Source organism: Bradyrhizobium liaoningense, assembly GCF_018130955.1.
In the GTDB taxonomy this organism is placed as follows: domain Bacteria; phylum Pseudomonadota; class Alphaproteobacteria; order Rhizobiales; family Xanthobacteraceae; genus Bradyrhizobium; species Bradyrhizobium liaoningense_C.
This window is the reverse complement of the sequence record NZ_JAFCJM010000085.1, coordinates 11,090-27,502: the sequence shown is the minus strand read 5'-3', so window position 1 is coordinate 27,502 and position 16,413 is coordinate 11,090. Positions and strand designations below refer to the sequence as shown.

The following is a 16,413-nucleotide window of genomic DNA, read 5'->3' as shown; positions in this document are numbered from 1 at the left end:
CGACCACAAGGAATACTTCGCCGGCGAGGCCGCCCTGAAGGCGGGCGGCGCCCACAACACGATGAACCAGTTCGGCTAACGGCGGCAGGGTGCAACCAGCACCCGGAGCAAGGCCAACGCATTTAGAGGAGACTGACAATGACCAAGGGTAGCAATTTCTGGGTGATCGGCGGCGAGTTCGGTTCCATGAACTTCCACAAGCTCGTGGAAGGTTCGGCCCAGGTCAAAGGCCCCTTCAAGACCCGCAAGGAAGCCGAGGACTGCTGGCGCGAGGTGTCGGAAGAGAACCGCCACAAGGCCGGCGTCCGCTTCTCGATCGTGGAAGAGCCCCATCGCGCTCCGGCAGCCTGAGGCTGCCGAGCTAATCTCAAGAAACGTCCAAGGACGGGCGGTCCCATCCGGCGTGAGCCGGGTGGGATCGTCTGCTTTTGGGACAGGGAAAACTTCCTGCAGGCGTTGTAAGTCTCTGGAATTGAAGGCGCTTTGCGGCGATCATGGTAGCTGATAGGTTAACGGCTGTTGTCGCGTAACGGGGCCGAATATGTCAGAGCCGCAGAATGCCGGGACCAATGCCAGCCAGCCGCGCACGGTGCGGCTGCGCGATGCGCTCCTGAAGGCGCGGATCGAGGCTGCCGACCGCACCGGCGTTGTGGTCGACCTGCGCGACGCCGAGGTCGCGCGGCTCGAGATTCTCAACGACGCGCTCGATCCCCTGTTCACCGAAGTGCCTGACAGGGTCGACCTGTTCGATCGCGGCATCAGCCAGGGCGACACGCCGCGGCTGTGGATCGACGTGGTGGCGCACATCATGATGGGCCGCGACAAGCGGATGTATCGGTTTGTCCAGGACACCCGCCACGGCCGCATCGTGCTCGCCGAATCGCATGACACCGGCGCGATCGTCGAGGCCGTCACTGAGTATGTCGCGCGCCGCATGATCGAGCGCGAGCGCGCGCTGGTGGTCACGCCCGAGCCGAAGCTGCCCGTCGCGGAGAAGCCGCGCCGCTCGCGCGTGTGGAGCTTTCTGCTCGGCTTCATCCTTGGCGCCGTTGCGCTGTTCGGTCTCGCGCTGTTTGCGAGCTTGCGGAGCTGGTGACGCGTCGTCATTGCGAGCGAACTAGATCACCCGCACGTGCTTGATCTGCCGGATCTGCAAGGCGCTATCGAGGCTGCGCACGGTCTGCTCGCAGCGCCAGCCGCTGTTGTCCTTCTCGATGGTGAACAGGTTGTAGGCCGCCGCCGGATAGCGCCCGTGCGCCAGCGCGGAAGCCGACGGCACGCCGATCGCTGGTATCTGGCCGTTGGGGCCGTCGAACCACATCGTCGAATGCACGTGGTCGTGGCCGTGCAGGATCAGCTCGACGCCGTGCCGCTTCAACAGCGCCAGCAGCGCCTTGGAATCGGTCATGCGCTTGACGCGCGATTTCGAGCTCAGCGGATGGTGCACCAGGAGAACGCGAAACAAATCCTCGGAGGCGAGCTGCTCCAGCACGTCGGCGAGATCAGCAAGCTGTGCGCGCCCGAGCGTACCCGTCGCCATCAGGGGCAGCGTCGGCACGGCAGTGGAGAGGCTGATCAAGGCGACCGGCCCGCGCCGGCGCACGGCGGGGAAAGTTGCGGCTGCCGGCGCATCGCCGAGATAGGGCGAAAAGACTTCGCCGAAGCGGTGGCGCGTGGTGCGGACATAGGCGTCGTGATTGCCGGGGATGGCGGTGACGCGATCCGGCGGGCCGACGCCTTCGAGCCAGGCCAGCGCCGGCGCGAACTCGGCCTCCAGCGCCAGGTTGACGAGGTCGCCGGTAACCGCGATGTGGTCGGGGGTCTGCGCCTGGACATCAGCGACCAGCATGTCGAGGACCTCGCGGCGCTGGTATTTGTGACGGTTGCGCGTCCAGTTGACGTAGCCGAGCGCGCGTTTGCTCGCGAGCTCGACCAGCCGCGGCCTTGGTAGCGGGGGAACATGCGGGTCGGACAGGTGCGCGAGCTTGAAGGGAGCCATCGGATGCGATTGCCTCGCTATTCCCACGATGTAATGGCAAGGTCGGACGCGCGGCGCAAGCTGCTTCGCAAGGGAGCCTGATGCCAGATCTGCTCGACGGGTTGCGACGGAAACACGAGCCGCTGCTGCGGCGAATTTTTCATTTTTACTGGCGATTCGTCCGCGGCATGACGCTCGGCGTCCGCGCCGTGGTGCTTGACGCGGATAACCGCGTGTTCCTGGTCAAGCATAGCTATGTCAGCGGCTGGTATCTGCCGGGTGGCGGCGTCGACGTCGGCGAGACCATGGACGAAGCGATGCGCCGCGAGCTCAAGGAGGAGGGGAATATCGACGTCACGGGTGAGGTCGCCCTGCACGGCATCTTCCTCAATAGCCACGTCTCGCGCCGCGACCATGTCGCGGTCTACATCGTCCGCCATTACAGGCAGGATCGGCCGCCGGAGCCCAACCGCGAGATTATCGCATGCGGCTTCTTCGCAGTCGCCGATCTGCCCGACGGGACCACGCCGGGCACGCGGTTGCGGATCGCGGAGATCCTCGACAGCCAGCCGCAGGTTGCGACGTGGCGGTAGAGCGTTTTCGAGCGAAATGGGAACCGGTTCGCTTCAAGAAAACGCGTCAAGATCTGAATCTGAGGCGCCGGCTCACGCGCCGGTCTTGCCGCTCTCTCGCGCCTTCAATTCCAGCGTGAGCAGGCTCTGCTCCTGGATCAGCGCCCAGTTCTGCCGCTCGAGCCTGTGCAGGCGCGCCGTGATGTTGTGCATGAAGGCGAACACCACCAGGAACAGGGCGCCGAACATCACGACGAAGGGAAACACCACGCCGGTGAGATGGCTGACGAGATAGGCGAGCTTCGGGAACAGCGCGAAGCCGGCCGGGATGATCGCGACCATCGACAGCATCAGGAAATCGTAGAGGTCGAATTTGGCCTGCAGTGTCTTGCGCAGCAGCACCAGCATGTAGATGAGCGCGAAGGCGGAGATGACGATGACCGTCTCGATGCTTGGAAGAACGCCTGTCACGACCGCCTCCTCGACTGTTCAGCGCAGTATTGATGGATTCGCAAGCTCACGACCGCCTCGCGATTCGCGCGAGCAGGATGTAGCCGAGCACGCGGATCATGTAGCTCACCGACTTCAGGCCGTCGATCGAGCTGACGCCGTTCTCCCGCGCCCGCATCTCGACCGGGACTTCGCCGACCGTCAAGCCTGCGCGCATCGCCCAGGCCAGTGAGATCGGCTCCGGAAAATCCATGGGGTATGCCTTCGCGAAGAACGCGATGGCGCGGCGGTCGAGCAGGCGCATGCCGCTGGTCGGATCGGTGATGAGGCCGCCGCCCGCAAACAGCGTGTTGAGGGCGCGTGCGATCAGCCGGATGCCGGCGCGTCGCATTCGCGTCGAGCAGAAGCCGGCATTGTCGATGAAGCGGCTGCCGATGGTGATGTTGGTCGGCTGCAGCGCATAGGCGTCCAGCAGCGTCTCGATCTCGCGCGGATCATGCTGCCCGTCGCCGTCGATCTGGATGCAGAAATCGAAGTCCTGGCGCGAAGCATATTTGATGCCGGTCTGCACGGCGCCGCCGATGCCGAGATTTTGCGTCAGGCGCGCGACCGGCGAGCGGGCGCTGGCAACCGCGCTGGTCGCGTCCGACGACCCGTCGTCGACGACGAGCGTGTGGTAGGGACGGCCGGTCGCCGCGATCTCGTCGAGGAGATCGCCGATCGAAGCCTCTTCATTGTAACAGGGGATCACCAGCAGGATTCGCGACGCGCGCACATACGGTGCGGCGGCACCGCTGCGGCACGTGTCGGTCAAATCCAATTCCATGTCGGTCACGTCGGCCTCAACACCGGAGAATCCCTGCCTTGCTATACTTGCCGGTGCTTTTCCTGTACAGGCGGCGAGCCCTTCCCAAGCCCTGCCGGGCCCCGCCGAGACGTCCATGAAAGCCGCCAAGATCTTCTTCTCGATCGTCTTCCTCGTGATCCTGGCCAGCAATGTCCGGCTGATCTCGCATTGGACCGAGAGCCGCGGCGTCTATGACGACATCTGCTATCTGCGCCAGGCGCATCTGTTTCAGCGCTTCGGCTGGCAGGGGCTCGATACCAGCCTTGCCCGCGAGGACGACGGCTATCTCGCGAGCAAGTTGCGCAGCATCAATTTCGAGAACTGGAAGGACGGCACCAAGGCGCCGTGCCACACCCAGACCGCCGACGGCAGCAAATGGGTGATGACGCCGCCGCCGGGCACCGGTTTCGTGCTGGCGCTGTTTCCGGAAGGCTTTCAGGTCATTCCGCTCTATGCGCTGGCGAATGCGATCGTCGCCGCCTTTGCCCTATACGGACTGTGGCGGGCGCAGCGGCCAAGCGCGCTGGCGCTCGCCGCTGCGTTCGGCGCGATCTCGATCTACTTCATGATCAACCCGACCAAGGCCAGCTACTCGATGGCGCCGACCATGGTGGCCTGCGCGCTCGCCGGACTTCTGACCGCACGACTGTTCGTCGATGAAGACAGGCCGCGCCTGCTGATGCTGGCCGTCGTTGGCGCTCTGCTCGGCCTGTCCGCGAGCTTCCGCATCGCCAACGTGCTGCTGTCGGCGGGCTACTTCCTGTTCTTCGGGGTGTCGTTCCTGGTTCAGCGTAACCAAAAGTCGTTCTTGCAGGGCCTGACGCTCGGGCTTGGATTCCTCGTCGGGATATTGCCGGTGCTGGCCGCGAACATGGTCAATTCGGGTAATCCGCTGGTATCGGCCTATGGCGGCCCGGACACGCAGGCGCCGAGTGTCGATCTGTCCGTGCTGCGCGCCTATCTCGGGGATACGCAGTTCCCGCTGATCCTGATTGTCTGCGCCTGGACCGCGCTGCTGTGGCGCTTTGCCGGCCAATCCGGCGTGAAACGATTGGCGCTGCTGGTGACCGGCAATCTCGCGCTGAACCTGGCGTTCTTCGCCACGCATCCCGTGTTTACGCAGTACTACACGATCCCCATCTCCATGCTCACGTTGTGGACGGTCTTGTTCGCAACGGTCCTGATGCGCGAAGCGCAAGGCGCGGAGGCTGATGGACCGCGGCCTTCCGAGATGCTATCCCGCGTCCCGATATGAGCGATCTCTCACTTACGATTCTGCCGGAAGCCGCCGGCGACGCGCAGGCGATCGAGCGGCTGCACGAGCGGACCTTTGGGCCCGGGCGTTTCGTGCTCAGCGCCTACCGCATCCGCGAGCATGTCGACCACGTGCTTGAGCTCTCCTTCACCGCCCGCATCGGCACGCTGCTGGTGGGATCGGTCCGGCAATTGCCGATCCTGATCGGCGAAACGCCGGCGCTGCTGCTCGGGCCGCTGACGGTCGAGCCGCCGTTCCGCGGCCGCGGTGTCGGCCGGCTGTTGATGGAGCGCGCGCTGAAGGACGCCAAGGCGAAGGGGCACGCCATCGTGCTGCTGGTCGGCGACGAGCCCTATTACAGCCGCGTCGGCTTCAAGCCGGTGCCGAAGGGACGCGTCACCATGCCGGGTCCGGTCGATGCCAGCCGCGTCCTGGTCTTCGAGCTCGTCGACGGCGCGTTCGAGGGCGTGTCGGGGCCCGTCGGCCCCGACTGGAACAAGGCGCGAAGCTAGCCGTCTCTGCGCGTGCATCAGGCGGGTGGTGAGTCGAGGTAGACGTAGAGAGCCGCAATCTTGCCCTCGCGAACGATGATGAAATCCACGCCGGTATAGGCGGGCTTTTCGCCGTTCGGCCCCGATCCCCATGCCAGGCGTCCCGAATTGTGCAGGACCTGGGGCGAGCCGTGTGGTGCATAGACAAAATGCGGATGCGTTGCCCGGAGATCGCCGGCGAACTTGTCCAGTGCGTCGTGACCGACGAACGTGCCGGGCGGCGCGTACAGCACACAGTCCTCGGTATAAAGCTCCTGGATTGCGCGCCGTCTGCGAGCCGGATCGCCTTCACCGAAGACCTCTGGAAGGTTGTGGTTGAGTAGCGTCTCGATCCTGCTCACGTCCACGCCCACCGATAGCGGGCCGCCCGTCTTGCTGGCATCCTGGGTCATCAAGAAACTCCCTGTCTGTGGGGAGATGATGTGGTGGCCGGCCCAGCGAGCGAAACAGAAATAAATGAAAGTCACCGTTTCGGTTTTTGGTGCATGGGGGCGCCGGGGCCCATGGGCCCCGGCCGACGCAAGGCGCGAAGCTAGAACTTGAAGTTCGCGAATGCGCGAACGCCGATGCCGGGCATCAGCACCTCGTCCTTGGTGTAGGACACCGAGTTGCGGATGCTTTCGTTGAGGAGGTTGTTGCCGACGAGGCCGACCATCATCTCGCGCGCACCGAACCAGCTTGGATTGAGCCTGGTCTTGTAGCTCACCTCGGCCTTCAACAGATTGTAGCCGGGCGTCGGCGTCTCCGCGACCGCGGCAATGTTGTTCTGCGGGAAGGCGTGCAACAGGTTGATGCGCATCAGCCAGTTGTCGTCGCGCCAGAACAGGCCGCCCCCCATCCGCAACGGCGGAATGCGCGGCACGTTGGTGCCGTCGGTGAAGGTGGCGCGAACCACGTCGAACTGGTTCTCGATGCCCCAGATGCCGCCGTGGAACGCGCCGACATCGAGCTGCGACTGGAATTCGCCGCCGCGGAAGGTCGCATCGCGTTGCGAATAGACCGCCTGGTTCAGCTCGGCGCCGGGCGCGCCGCACGAGGCAAAATCATCGTCGCACATCACGCCCGTGAGGCGGCGATAGATGAAATTGTCGAAGCGCGTGTAGAAGGCGGTCGCCTCGAAGCGGAACGGCCCCGTCGCCCTGCGCAGGCCGACCTCGACGGACTTTGCCGTCTCGATCGTCAGGTTCGGATTGCCGATGTCGAACGTGGCGGTGGCATCATGCGCGCCGCGCGAAAACAGCTCGGCCGGCTTTGGCGCGCGCTCGACGTATTGCGCGGTGATGCTGCCGACCATGCCGCCGGGCAGATCCTGCAGCAGGCCGATGCTGCCGCTCTTCGGCGTGTAGGACGGGTTACGCGCGATGCTGGTTTGCGTGGCGCCATTGGGCAAAAAGTCCGCCGGGAAATCCGGCGTCGAGCCGTGCAGCTCGACATGCTCGATGCGCCCCGCGATCTGCGCGCGCGTCGCTTCCGTGAACTTGAACTCGTTGAAGGCGTAGCCCGCAACGCGGGTGTTGTTGTTGGGGTCCCACAGGCCGTTGAACAGCGTGCCGGGATTGTCGGGGCTCGGCGCCGTCAGTTCCTGGTGCCCGGCCTGGAAGCCGATTGCCGTCGTCACCTCGGCAAAGCGCGCATTGAACGGCATCAACTGCACCTCTGTGCGGATCTCCTGCTCCTTGTTGGTAAAGGTCTGCCGCACGCCGTCGCTGGTGGGATCGGCGGGATCGGCCAGGCCGATCTCGTTATGCTTGTAGTTGGTGGCACCCGCCCAGAAGCGGATGGTGTCGATCGCGGCGGCGTCGGGGCGGTACTCGCCCTTGACGTTGAGCTTGGTCTGGTGGCCGTCGATGCGCGTGTTGTGATCGGCGCCGTCGATGCCGGGGATGTGGTAGAGCGCGTCGTTCTGCGTGATCGCGGCGCCGATGAAGCCGCCCTGGAAGAAGTAGGAGCCGCCGATCGAGCCGCCGTCCGACTGCGTCGCCGAGTTCGGCTGCCGGCCATTCACCGGCCGCGTCTGGTCGGCGAGATACGGGTAGGCGGGAATCGCATAGTCCGAGGTCTTGCGGCCATAGGCGTCGGCGTGGAGCGCAAAATTGCCGGCGCCGGCATCGATCAGCACGCCGCCCTCGACGCCGCGATCGACCGAGCTGACCGCGGTGCGCGTCTCGGCCGTGATGCAAGGCGCGCCCGGCGTAGCCTGTGGCGCGGACATGCCAAAACTCTGGAACGGCGGCGCGGCGCAGGTCGGTACCGCATCCGGAATCCGGTTGTTGGTCGCGCTTACGACGCCGCCGATTGAGGTCGAGCCGTAGCGCAAGGCGGCCGGCCCGCGCACCACTTCGACCTGATTGGTCGCCAGCGGGTCGATCGGAACGAAGTGATCCTCGCCGAGATCGGAAGCGCCGTTCGAATTGGTGCCGTTCTCGACGATGCCGACGCGGTTGACGTCGAGTCCCCTGATGATCGGCCGGCTGGAGGCGCCGGGCGCAAAGCTTGAGCCGGTGATGCCGGGCTTCGAGAAAAGGAGATCGCCGAGCTGCCCGCCGCCCTCGCGGCGGATTTCGTCGTTCGGCACCACGGTGACGGTGGCGAACTGGTTGGTGACGATGGGCAGCACCCCCTGTTGCGGCGTAGCCGGCGCGGGCGCGGCCGCGACCTCCGGCCCACGCTCGCGATTGCGCGCGGTGCCGCCACGCGTGACGCGCGCCGTGGTGCGCACGGGCACCGTGTGCCGCCGGACGATCGGGCTCGGCGCGGTCACCTCGACCGCAGGTAATTCGGTGGCGGCCTGCTTGTCCTGTGCCATGGCTGATGTAGCCGCGGCGCCGAGCAGGAGCATGCATGCTCCGCCCAGACGCTGCGCGCGTCGTCGTTTGGATGTCATTGTCCTGATTCCAGTCAGGCGCCGACCGCGTTTGTCTTGTCAGGTGGCGACCTGCCGCCGCGATGCGACGGAATTCGACTTCAACTGCTCCCGGCGCTCCAGCGCGAACGCGGAACGGACCGGGTGTGATCAAGCGTTGGAGGTCAGGACAGGGGAGGGGCGCGCGGCTGGAACGAGGCGCCGGCCGATTTCAGATGGGTGAACTCGGCATCGGTCGTGAGGTAGAGGAATTCGACGGCCTGCGGCAGCAGCAGGATTGGCGGCGTCGCGAACACAATCGTGCTCGCCATCGAGACGACGGCGCAGATCGCGCAATAGTCGTCACCGGACTGGTCCTGGTCGGGAACGGCCGGCGATTGCTTCTGGATTGCAACACCGTGAGGTGTCGCGACGCCACCGTCAACCTGCTGCCAGGATTGCAGCAGGGGTGCGGCCTGCGCGAACCAGTGGCTGTGACCGAACGACAGCGCGAACTGCACCAGCAGCGCGAAAAGCGCGAGCCGGGCACCGTGCCGGATGTTCGACCTGAACCACTTCATGTGGAAACGCACCCCAGCATCACGGGGCCCAATTCTCCGGCCCACGCGATGTTACATTATAACATCGGAAGGCTGCGACGGTGTCAACCGCGTCGCGGCGGACAAACCGAGGTCAGTGACGGATGTGTTGTTCGTGCAACGAGGCGAGGGGCCTAGCGCCCCTCGCGCACCCAGGTCGCGGCGAATGCGCCGAGCAGCAGTAGCAGGCCGATCAGACCGGCGAAGATCGGCAGCACGCCGACGCCCTTCACCACGCTGGCGTCGCGCAGCCTCACGCCCATCCAGCCGTCGCCATGGAAGACGCTGGCGGAGCGCACCGGCACGATCCGCGGCAGATCGACGCTCGATCCGTCCACCACACGCACCGCGTCGCCGCCGGTCGCCTGCGTCAGCGGCCTCAAGGTCTCGGCGGTGGAGGTGACTTCCGAAAACTCCTTCGGATTGGTCGGACCGACATTGATCAGCGCCTTCAGCGTGCCGTCGGTCGCCTGCCACAGGCCGAGCTCGTTCGCAGGCAGGCTCGCGCGCCATTCGCCGGGCTCGCCCGCATTCAGCGTCAAATCATGCGTCACGCCGGAGGGCGAAGTCACCGACACCGGGGGCACGCTGTCCGACATGGTCTGGCGCACCACCACGAGATCCTTGCCCTGCACCTGCAGGCGCAGCGCCTCCTCGTCCAGATCAGGCTGCTTCATCAGCCAGTGCGACATCCGCCGGAGCAGATCGAGATGCGGGCCGCCGCCTTCATAACCGCGCGCCCACAGCCAGATATGGTCTGACAGCAGCAGCGCGACGCGCCCCTCGCCGAAGCGCGACAGGAACAGCAGCGGCTTGTTGTCGGCGCCGGTCATCACAGGTGTGCCGGTCGCATTCCGTGTGTCGACGGTGCGGAAGAAGCGCGCCCAGCGCGGCGGCTCGCTGCCGGAGCCTTCCAGCCCGCGGGTGACCGGATGGCGTTTGCCGGTGTCGGAGAGATGCGCATAGAACGGTTTTTCGGTGACGCCCACCGGCTCGGCCGGCAGCACCGAATCCAGCGGCGTGCGCCAGATGCTGGTATTGGACGCGTAGTCCGGACCAGCCGAGACCAGTACCGCGCCGCCCGAGCGCACATAGCGCGCGATGTTGTCGAAATAGGCGATCGGCAACACGCCCTGGCGGGCGTAGCGGTCGAATATGATCAACTGGAATTCGTTGATCTTCTGCTGGAACAGTTCGCGTGTCGGAAACGCGATCAGCGACAATTCGTTGATCGGCGTGCCGTCCTGCTTCTCCGGCGGACGCAAAATGGTGAAGTGCACAAGGTCGACGCTGGCGTCGGATTTCAGCAAATTGCGCCATGTGCGCTCGCCGGAATGCGGTTCGCCCGAGACGAGCAGCACGCGCAGCTTGTCGCGCACGCCGTCGATCGCGACCACGGCGCGGTTGTTCACCGGCGTCAGCTCCCGCTCGAGCGGCGATGCCTCGATCTCGACGATGTTCGGGCCGGCATGCTTGATGTCGACCTCGACGCTTGCAGTCTGGCCGCTCGACAGATTGCGTTCGCTGATGACCTCGCCGTCCCTGCGGATCGTGACCTTGGCACGGTCGCCGCTCACACCCTGGTCGTCGAGCCGGTAGGTGATGGTCTGGCTCTGGCCGACGATGCCGAAACGAGGCGCCGCTGTGATCGCGATGCGGCGGTCGCGCTCGTCCTTCTGCCCGGTGATCAGCGCATGCACCGGCGCCTGGAAGCCGACCGCGGCGGCATTGGCGGGGATGTCGTGCACGCGGCCGTCGGTGATCAGGAACGCGCCGGCGACGCGATCGACCGGCACGTCGGAGAGCGCGGAGGCCAGCGCGCCGAACAGCTTTGTGCCGTCGGTCTCGCCATCGGCTTGTCCTGCGTCGACGACGCGGACCTCGAGCCCCTTGATCCTCTTCAGGCTGTCGACCAGCGCTTCCTGCGCCTGCGCAGCCTCGCGATTGCGGTTGCCGAAATTCTGGCTCGGGCTCTTGTCGACGACGACGGCGGCGACCGAGGTGAGGGGATCGCGGTCCTCGCGGGTGAAGGACGGGTTGGCGAGTGCAAGCAGGATCAGCGCCAGTGCGGCGACGCGCACGGCCGCGCCGCGTGCGCGCGCCAGCAGCAGGATGACCGCCATGACGATGATCGCGCCGAGCCCGATCCACAGCACGATCGAGGGGACAAGCGGCGTGAACGCGATGCCGTAATTCATGTCGTCGCTCTCTCGGCATCGTCATGCCCGGGCTTGTCCCGGGCATCCACGTTCTTCGTGCCGCGCGTCAAGGCGTGGATGGCCGGGACAGGCCCGGCCATGACGGCTTCGTTGTAGTAGGCGTTCAGGCTCAAAGTCCGCATCATTGCCCCAGGCGCTCGATCAGCGCCGGTGCGTGCACCTGGTCCGCCTTATAGTTGCCGGTCAGCGTGTACATCACGATGTTGACGCCGGCGCGGAACGCGAATTCGCGCTGGCGCGGCTCGCCCGGGGTGAGCGGCAGCATCGGCTGGCCGTCGGGACGGATCGCCCAGGCGCCGGCGAGGTCGTTGGAGGTGATGATGATCGGCGACACGCCGTCGCCGCCGCGTGCCGGGCGCTGCGCGCTCTCGTCGTCATCTTCGCGCGGCAGGGTCTCGACCCAGGTCTGCCCGGTGCTGAAACGGCCGGGGAAGTCGCGCAGAAGGTAGAACGTCTTGGTCAGCACGTGCTCGCGCGGCACCGGCTCGAGCTCGGGAACGTCGAGCGAGGACAGAATCTCGCGCAACGTCTGCATGGCCGGTGTCTGCGATGCGCCGTTCTCGCCGGGGGGGGCCTCAACCGCGTCGCGGGTGTCGAAGATCACCGTGCCGCCCTGCTTCATGTAAGCGTCGATCTTGTTGATGGCGTCCCGCGGCGGCTTTGGCGCACCCGGCACGATCGGCCAGTAGATCAGCGGGAAGAAGGCAAGCTCGTCGCGCGCGGGATCGACGCCGACGGGATCGCCGGCTTCGAGCGCGGTGCGCTGTGCCAGGAACAGCGTCAGGCCGGCCATGCCGGCCTTCACGATCGAATCGACGTCGGCATTGCCGGTCACGACATAGGCGAGGCGGGTCTGCGACACCGCCTTCAGCGCAAAATCGTCGGAAACGGCGTCGGCGCGCGACGGCGAGGGCGAGAAGGTTGCGGCGAGCGCGAGTCCGATCGCGAGCACTGCGGGCGCGGCGCGGCGGCGGATCAGCGCCGCGAGGCCACCGCCGAGCAGCGCGACGATCATGGCGTCGATCAGGAACAGGATCAGCGCTGATGACAGCAGCCAGCCGCGCAGGTCACGCGGCTCGGCATTGGTGTAGGTCGCGTGACGGGCACGCAGGCTCGCGGTGTTGAGCGGCGCGATGCGGTCGGCGGCTGCGAGCGTATTCACTGCCAGCGGCCCGTCCGCCGGGCCATAGAAGCCGGGCGGGTGATCGGGCGTGGCGCGGTCGCGATAGTCGGAGGATACGGGCTTTGCGGTTGCCGGGGGCGGACCGAACGCGCCGAAGCCGTCGAGAATATGCAGCGGCGCGACCGTCTCGGCGTTGGCCTCGCCGGCGACGCCCGCGCCCGGCTTGGAGGTGTAACCGGACATATCGACAATCCGCCTCAGCATCTCGACGAAGGTGCCGGACATCGGCAGGTCCGACCAGCGCATATCGGCGCTGACGTGGAACAGGCTTACCAGCCCCTTGCCGCGATGCTCGCCGGTCACGAGCGGCGTGCCGTCCTCCAGCGACGCCCAGCTCTTGGCCGCCAGCGCCGCGTTGGGCTCGGCCAGCACCTGCCGGCTCACGGTGACGTCTTTCGGCACGGGCACCCCGGCGAACGGAGCGTCCGCCGTGAAGTTTGCCAGATGCTGCGGCTTCTCCCAGGTCAGGCTGCCGCCGAGCGTGCGGCCGCCCTTGCGCAGCTTGACGGGCACGAGGTCGTCTTCGGCCTGCGCCAGCCGGGGACCTGCAAAGCGCACCAGCACGCCGCCCTGGTCGACCCAGGCGTTGAGCCGGTCGCGGATCTCAGGCGCGACGGTGCCGACATCGGCGAGGATGATCATCGGCAGCTTCTGATCGAGGAACTGCGTGATGCCCTGCTGCGGCGAGCCCTTGTCCGCGAGCCGCACGTCGGCAAACGGCGCCAGCGCGCGGGTGAGGTAGAAGGTCGGGGCCAGCAGCGGCTGCGCGGTCTCGCTGGTCGCGCCGGAGACGATGCCGATCGCGCGGCGCCGCCAGCGTTTGTCGAGCAGTTGCACGGCGCCGGCGGAACGTTCGCCTGCGATCTCGAGCCGGGTGATGTCGTTGCGCAACTCGACCGGCAGGTCGAAGGCCGCCTCGGTGTCCTTGTCCTGCGGGCCGAAGGCATAGCGGGCTTCGCCGATCGGCGAACCCTTCTGGTCCAGCGCGCGTACGGTACCGGCGGTGATGCCGCTGTCGGTGCGCAGCACCTTCACCGTCATTTTGGCGGCGGCGTTCTCGGCCGCGACCAGGGCGAGCGGGGCCGACGTGCCGCCTTCGAACACGGTCAAGCTGCGGTCTCCGATCGTCTTGCCCAGACCCTGTACGAATTCCTCGCCGCGGCCGGTATCGACACCGTCAGACAGCCAGGCGATCTCGCAATCGCCGGTTGCCTTGAGGAAACGTTCGATCGCGGGGAGAGTTTCAACGCGATCGACCGAATAGGCTTTTGGCGTGATCTGCCGCAGCGCGACGCGCGCCGCACCCGCGGGCATCAGCGTGATGTCGCGGTTCGGCTCCGACAGCGGCACCAGCGCAATCGCACGGCGATCGTTGTCGGCGTTGGCGATCAGCTCGTCGGCGGCCTTGATCCTGGTGTCCCAGTTGGCGGCGGCGCTCCAGCCGTCGTCGAACATGATCAATAGCGGCGCCTTGCTGCCGGCGATGCCGGTCTGCGGATTCCAGATCGGGCCGGCGGCCGCGAAGATCACAAGTGCGGCGGCGAGCAGGCGCAGCGCCGTCAGCCACCACGGCGTGCGCGAGGGCGTTTCTTCCTTTGGCGCGATGTCGAACAGCAGACGGGTCGGCGGAAACTCGATGCGGCGCGGCCGTGGCGGCATCACCCGCAACAGCCACCACAGCACCGGTAGGCTGACAAGCCCGATCAGGAGCAGCGGTTCGGTGAAGGCGAGTGGCAGGCCCATCATGCGGCAGGCCCCACTTTGATTGTCGAACTGCGAATCCCGAGCTTGCTCGCGGTCATGCCGGCATGCAGGAACAGCAAGAGTTCGGCGGCGGAGCGATCGGTCGAATGGGTCGTGAACAGCCAGTCCAGCCTGTTGGTCTCGTCGCGGATCTGGTCGCGGTGCAGCGCCAGGCGCGTGGTGTAGTCTGCGGTCCAGCTCTCGGCACGGCCGGCGGTAATCGCGCCAAAGCCCTCGGGCTCGACGAATTCGATGCGGCCGGAATAGGGGAACGTCTCCTCGGCGGGATCGACGATCTGCACCAGCGTGCCATGCGCGCCGGAGGCGGAGAGTCCTGCGAGCATGGTCCTGATCTCTGCAATCGGTGACCAGAAGTCGCCGAGCACAACGATCTCGGCGAGCGACGACGGCACGAAGGACGGCGGCAGGCTGAGGCGCTGGGCGTCGTCATGCAGCATCGCCTGCGCCATCTTGTCGATGACGTTGCGGCTCGCGGTCGGCGGCATCAGGCCGGGAATGCCGACGCGTTCGCCGCCGGAGACGAGAAGCTCGGCCAGCGCGAAGGCGACGATCAGCGAGCGCTCGAGCTTGGACTCGCGCGCCTGCCTGGAGGCGAAGGCCATCGACGGCGAGCGGTCCGGCCAGATCCACACCGTGTGGGCGGCCTCCCATTCCTGCTCGCGGACATAGAGATGATCGTCGCGGGCCGAGCGGCGCCAGTCGACATTCTGCGACGGCTCGCCGGAGACGAAGCGGCGGTATTGCCAGAAGCTTTCGCCGGAGCCGGCGCGACGGCGGCCATGCAGGCCGTGGATGACGTTGGCGGCGATACGGCGGGCTTCAAGCACAAGGCGCGGCAGCGATGCGGCGAGCGTACGGCTTTCGCCATCGGCACGTCGGATCGCTACAGTCTCCCTGGCAATCGGCCCGTTGTCTGCGGCCATCAACCGATCCGTGTCTTCAATTGCCGGATCACGTCCGGGATCGTGCGCCCTTCGGCGCGAGCAGAGAAGGTCAGTGCCATGCGGTGCTTCAGCACGGGCTCGGCGAGGTCGAGCACGTCGTCGATCGAGGGCGCGAGCCGTCCGTCGAGCAGAGCGCGCGCGCGCACCGCGAGCATCAGCGACTGGCTGGCGCGCGGGCCGGGGCCCCAGGCGATCAGCTTGCCGGTTTCGCCGGCGTCCGGGCCCGGGCGCGCCGAGCGCACCAGCGACAGAATGGCCTCAACCACGGAATCGCCGACCGGCAACCGCCGGACCAAACGTTGCGCGGTGATAAGCGTGTCCGCCGTCATCGACCCCTTCGCCAGCGTCTCGTCGGCGCCGGTGGTCTCGAACAGGATGCGGCGCTCGGCATCGCGATCGGGATAGTCGACGTCGATCTCCATCAGGAAGCGGTCGAGCTGCGCTTCGGGCAGCGGATAGGTGCCTTCCTGCTCCAGCGGGTTTTGCGTCGCGAGCACGTGGAACGGCTTTGGCAGATCGTGGCGGGCGCCTGCGACCGTGATGTGCTGCTCCTGCATCGCCTGCAACAGCGCCGATTGCGTGCGCGGGCTCGCGCGGTTGATCTCGTCCGCCATCAGGAGCTGCGCGAACACCGGCCCCGAGATGAAGCGGAACGAACGCTTGCCGGCGGTGCTCTCGTCGAGCACTTCGGCGCCGAGAATGTCCGAGGGCATCAGGTCGGGCGTGAACTGGATGCGCTTGGCGTCGAGGCCGAGCGTGACGCCGAGCGTCTCGACGAGCTTGGTCTTGGCGAGGCCGGGCACGCCGATCAGCAGCGCGTGGCCGCCCGAGAGGATCGTCACCAGCGTGTTCTCGATCACGCGGTCCTGGCCGAAGATGACGGTTGCGATCGCGTCTTTCGCGGCGCGAATCTGGCCCGACACCTGCTCGGCCGACCGGACGATCACGTCCTCGAGTTTCTCGACACTTTCCGCCATCCGTCAGCTCCTTCGGCGCGTCGCCGGCCTGTTGCGTCGTCACGTCATGGACACCATGCTAAACTTGCAGGAAGGCCATGTATTCGTTGAATTAAGCTATCCCCACCTTATCGGCTTCGGGCTATGTACGGCATCACGAAGTGGCGACTTGCACACCGGATGATTCCGGTGTGGAACCGCGTGCCAACGTACGACGTAGACCTGCACCAATCGTGCCAAATGACAAAGTCAG

At 66.3% G+C, this 16,413-nt stretch carries 16 protein-coding genes; 5 read left to right on the top strand and 11 right to left on the bottom strand.

The window, feature by feature from the left end; genetic code table 11:
* Positions 1-138 precede the first annotated feature (138 nt).
* Entirely contained in the window at positions 139-351 is a 213-nt protein-coding gene (locus JQ632_RS35960; protein ID WP_212407452.1) for a hypothetical protein, read from the top strand.
* Positions 352-541: 190 nt separating this feature from the next.
* Positions 542-1,096 (top strand): hypothetical protein, encoded by a 555-nt coding sequence (locus tag JQ632_RS35955; protein ID WP_212407451.1) that lies wholly within the window; start codon positions 542-544, stop codon positions 1,094-1,096.
* 21 nt (positions 1,097-1,117) lie between these two features.
* Here JQ632_RS35955 and JQ632_RS35950 read toward each other — a convergent pair whose 3' ends face one another.
* Positions 1,118-1,999, bottom strand: coding sequence for a metallophosphoesterase (locus JQ632_RS35950; protein ID WP_212407450.1), 882 nt, complete (start codon positions 1,997-1,999; stop codon positions 1,118-1,120).
* A gap of 80 nt (positions 2,000-2,079) precedes the next feature.
* On the opposite strand from JQ632_RS35950, the gene JQ632_RS35945 reads away from it, so the two are divergent.
* Entirely contained in the window at positions 2,080-2,571 is a 492-nt protein-coding gene (locus JQ632_RS35945; protein WP_212407449.1) for an NUDIX domain-containing protein, read from the top strand.
* A 72-nt stretch (positions 2,572-2,643) separates the two neighbouring features.
* Here JQ632_RS35945 and JQ632_RS35940 read toward each other — a convergent pair whose 3' ends face one another.
* Together JQ632_RS35940 and JQ632_RS35935 are read right to left on the bottom strand one after the other, a co-directional pair.
* Complete coding sequence (locus tag JQ632_RS35940; protein ID WP_212407448.1) at positions 2,644-3,021, bottom strand: DUF2304 domain-containing protein; 378 nt, start codon at positions 3,019-3,021, stop codon at positions 2,644-2,646.
* Positions 3,022-3,067: 46 nt separating this feature from the next.
* Positions 3,068-3,826, bottom strand: coding sequence for a glycosyltransferase family 2 protein (locus JQ632_RS35935; protein WP_212407454.1), 759 nt, complete (start codon positions 3,824-3,826; stop codon positions 3,068-3,070).
* Between the two features lie 115 nt (positions 3,827-3,941).
* Between JQ632_RS35935 and JQ632_RS35930 the strand changes: the two genes are divergently transcribed.
* Entirely contained in the window at positions 3,942-5,102 is a 1,161-nt protein-coding gene (locus JQ632_RS35930) for a hypothetical protein (protein WP_212407447.1), read from the top strand.
* Positions 5,099-5,614 (top strand): GNAT family N-acetyltransferase, encoded by a 516-nt coding sequence (locus JQ632_RS35925; protein WP_212407446.1) that lies wholly within the window; start codon positions 5,099-5,101, stop codon positions 5,612-5,614. Before JQ632_RS35930 ends, JQ632_RS35925 begins: the two co-directional genes overlap by 4 nt.
* A gap of 17 nt (positions 5,615-5,631) precedes the next feature.
* Here JQ632_RS35925 and JQ632_RS35920 read toward each other — a convergent pair whose 3' ends face one another.
* The 8 genes from JQ632_RS35920 to JQ632_RS35885 form a co-directional block, all read right to left on the bottom strand.
* A complete protein-coding gene (locus JQ632_RS35920; protein WP_212407445.1) occupies positions 5,632-6,045 on the bottom strand; it encodes a nuclear transport factor 2 family protein in 414 nt (137 codons plus the stop codon).
* A 140-nt stretch (positions 6,046-6,185) separates the two neighbouring features.
* Positions 6,186-8,537 (bottom strand): TonB-dependent receptor, encoded by a 2,352-nt coding sequence (locus JQ632_RS35915; RefSeq protein WP_212407444.1) that lies wholly within the window; start codon positions 8,535-8,537, stop codon positions 6,186-6,188.
* Positions 8,538-8,680: 143 nt separating this feature from the next.
* On the bottom strand, positions 8,681-9,076 hold the full coding sequence (locus tag JQ632_RS35910; protein ID WP_212407443.1) for a DUF2946 domain-containing protein: 396 nt from the start codon (positions 9,074-9,076) through the stop codon (positions 8,681-8,683).
* 152 nt (positions 9,077-9,228) lie between these two features.
* Entirely contained in the window at positions 9,229-11,292 is a 2,064-nt protein-coding gene (locus JQ632_RS35905; protein WP_212407442.1) for a hypothetical protein, read from the bottom strand.
* A complete protein-coding gene (locus JQ632_RS35900; protein ID WP_212407441.1) occupies positions 11,289-11,426 on the bottom strand; it encodes a hypothetical protein in 138 nt (45 codons plus the stop codon). Before JQ632_RS35900 ends, JQ632_RS35905 begins: the two co-directional genes overlap by 4 nt.
* 8 nt (positions 11,427-11,434) lie before the next feature.
* Positions 11,435-14,242, bottom strand: coding sequence for a DUF4159 domain-containing protein (locus tag JQ632_RS35895; RefSeq protein ID WP_212407440.1), 2,808 nt, complete (start codon positions 14,240-14,242; stop codon positions 11,435-11,437).
* Positions 14,239-15,183 (bottom strand): DUF58 domain-containing protein, encoded by a 945-nt coding sequence (locus tag JQ632_RS35890; RefSeq protein ID WP_212407439.1) that lies wholly within the window; start codon positions 15,181-15,183, stop codon positions 14,239-14,241. The genes JQ632_RS35895 and JQ632_RS35890 overlap by 4 nt, the downstream gene beginning before the upstream one ends.
* Positions 15,183-16,181 carry a MoxR family ATPase gene (locus JQ632_RS35885; protein WP_212407438.1) on the bottom strand — a complete coding sequence of 333 codons (999 nt, stop codon included), beginning with the start codon at positions 16,179-16,181 and terminating at the stop codon, positions 15,183-15,185. The genes JQ632_RS35890 and JQ632_RS35885 overlap by 1 nt, the downstream gene beginning before the upstream one ends.
* Between the last annotated feature and the right edge of the window lie 232 nt (positions 16,182-16,413).

Excerpts from the sequence above, each read along its gene's own strand:
- JQ632_RS35960 (WP_212407452.1), top strand. The coding sequence starts at position 139 with ATGACCAAGGGTAGCAATTTCTGGGTGATCGGCGGCGAGTTCGGTTCC.
- JQ632_RS35955 (WP_212407451.1), top strand. The coding sequence starts at position 542 with ATGTCAGAGCCGCAGAATGCCGGGACCAATGCCAGCCAGCCGCGCACG.
- JQ632_RS35950 (WP_212407450.1), bottom strand. The coding sequence starts at position 1,999 with ATGGCTCCCTTCAAGCTCGCGCACCTGTCCGACCCGCATGTTCCCCCG.
- JQ632_RS35945 (WP_212407449.1), top strand. The coding sequence starts at position 2,080 with ATGCCAGATCTGCTCGACGGGTTGCGACGGAAACACGAGCCGCTGCTG.
- JQ632_RS35935 (WP_212407454.1), bottom strand. The coding sequence starts at position 3,826 with ATGGAATTGGATTTGACCGACACGTGCCGCAGCGGTGCCGCCGCACCG.
- JQ632_RS35930 (WP_212407447.1), top strand. The coding sequence starts at position 3,942 with ATGAAAGCCGCCAAGATCTTCTTCTCGATCGTCTTCCTCGTGATCCTG.
- JQ632_RS35925 (WP_212407446.1), top strand. The coding sequence starts at position 5,099 with ATGAGCGATCTCTCACTTACGATTCTGCCGGAAGCCGCCGGCGACGCG.
- JQ632_RS35920 (WP_212407445.1), bottom strand. The coding sequence starts at position 6,045 with ATGACCCAGGATGCCAGCAAGACGGGCGGCCCGCTATCGGTGGGCGTG.
- JQ632_RS35915 (WP_212407444.1), bottom strand. The coding sequence starts at position 8,537 with ATGACATCCAAACGACGACGCGCGCAGCGTCTGGGCGGAGCATGCATG.
- JQ632_RS35910 (WP_212407443.1), bottom strand. The coding sequence starts at position 9,076 with ATGAAGTGGTTCAGGTCGAACATCCGGCACGGTGCCCGGCTCGCGCTT.
- JQ632_RS35905 (WP_212407442.1), bottom strand. The coding sequence starts at position 11,292 with ATGAATTACGGCATCGCGTTCACGCCGCTTGTCCCCTCGATCGTGCTG.
- JQ632_RS35895 (WP_212407440.1), bottom strand. The coding sequence starts at position 14,242 with ATGATGGGCCTGCCACTCGCCTTCACCGAACCGCTGCTCCTGATCGGG.
- JQ632_RS35890 (WP_212407439.1), bottom strand. The coding sequence starts at position 15,183 with ATGGCCGCAGACAACGGGCCGATTGCCAGGGAGACTGTAGCGATCCGA.
- JQ632_RS35885 (WP_212407438.1), bottom strand. The coding sequence starts at position 16,181 with ATGGCGGAAAGTGTCGAGAAACTCGAGGACGTGATCGTCCGGTCGGCC.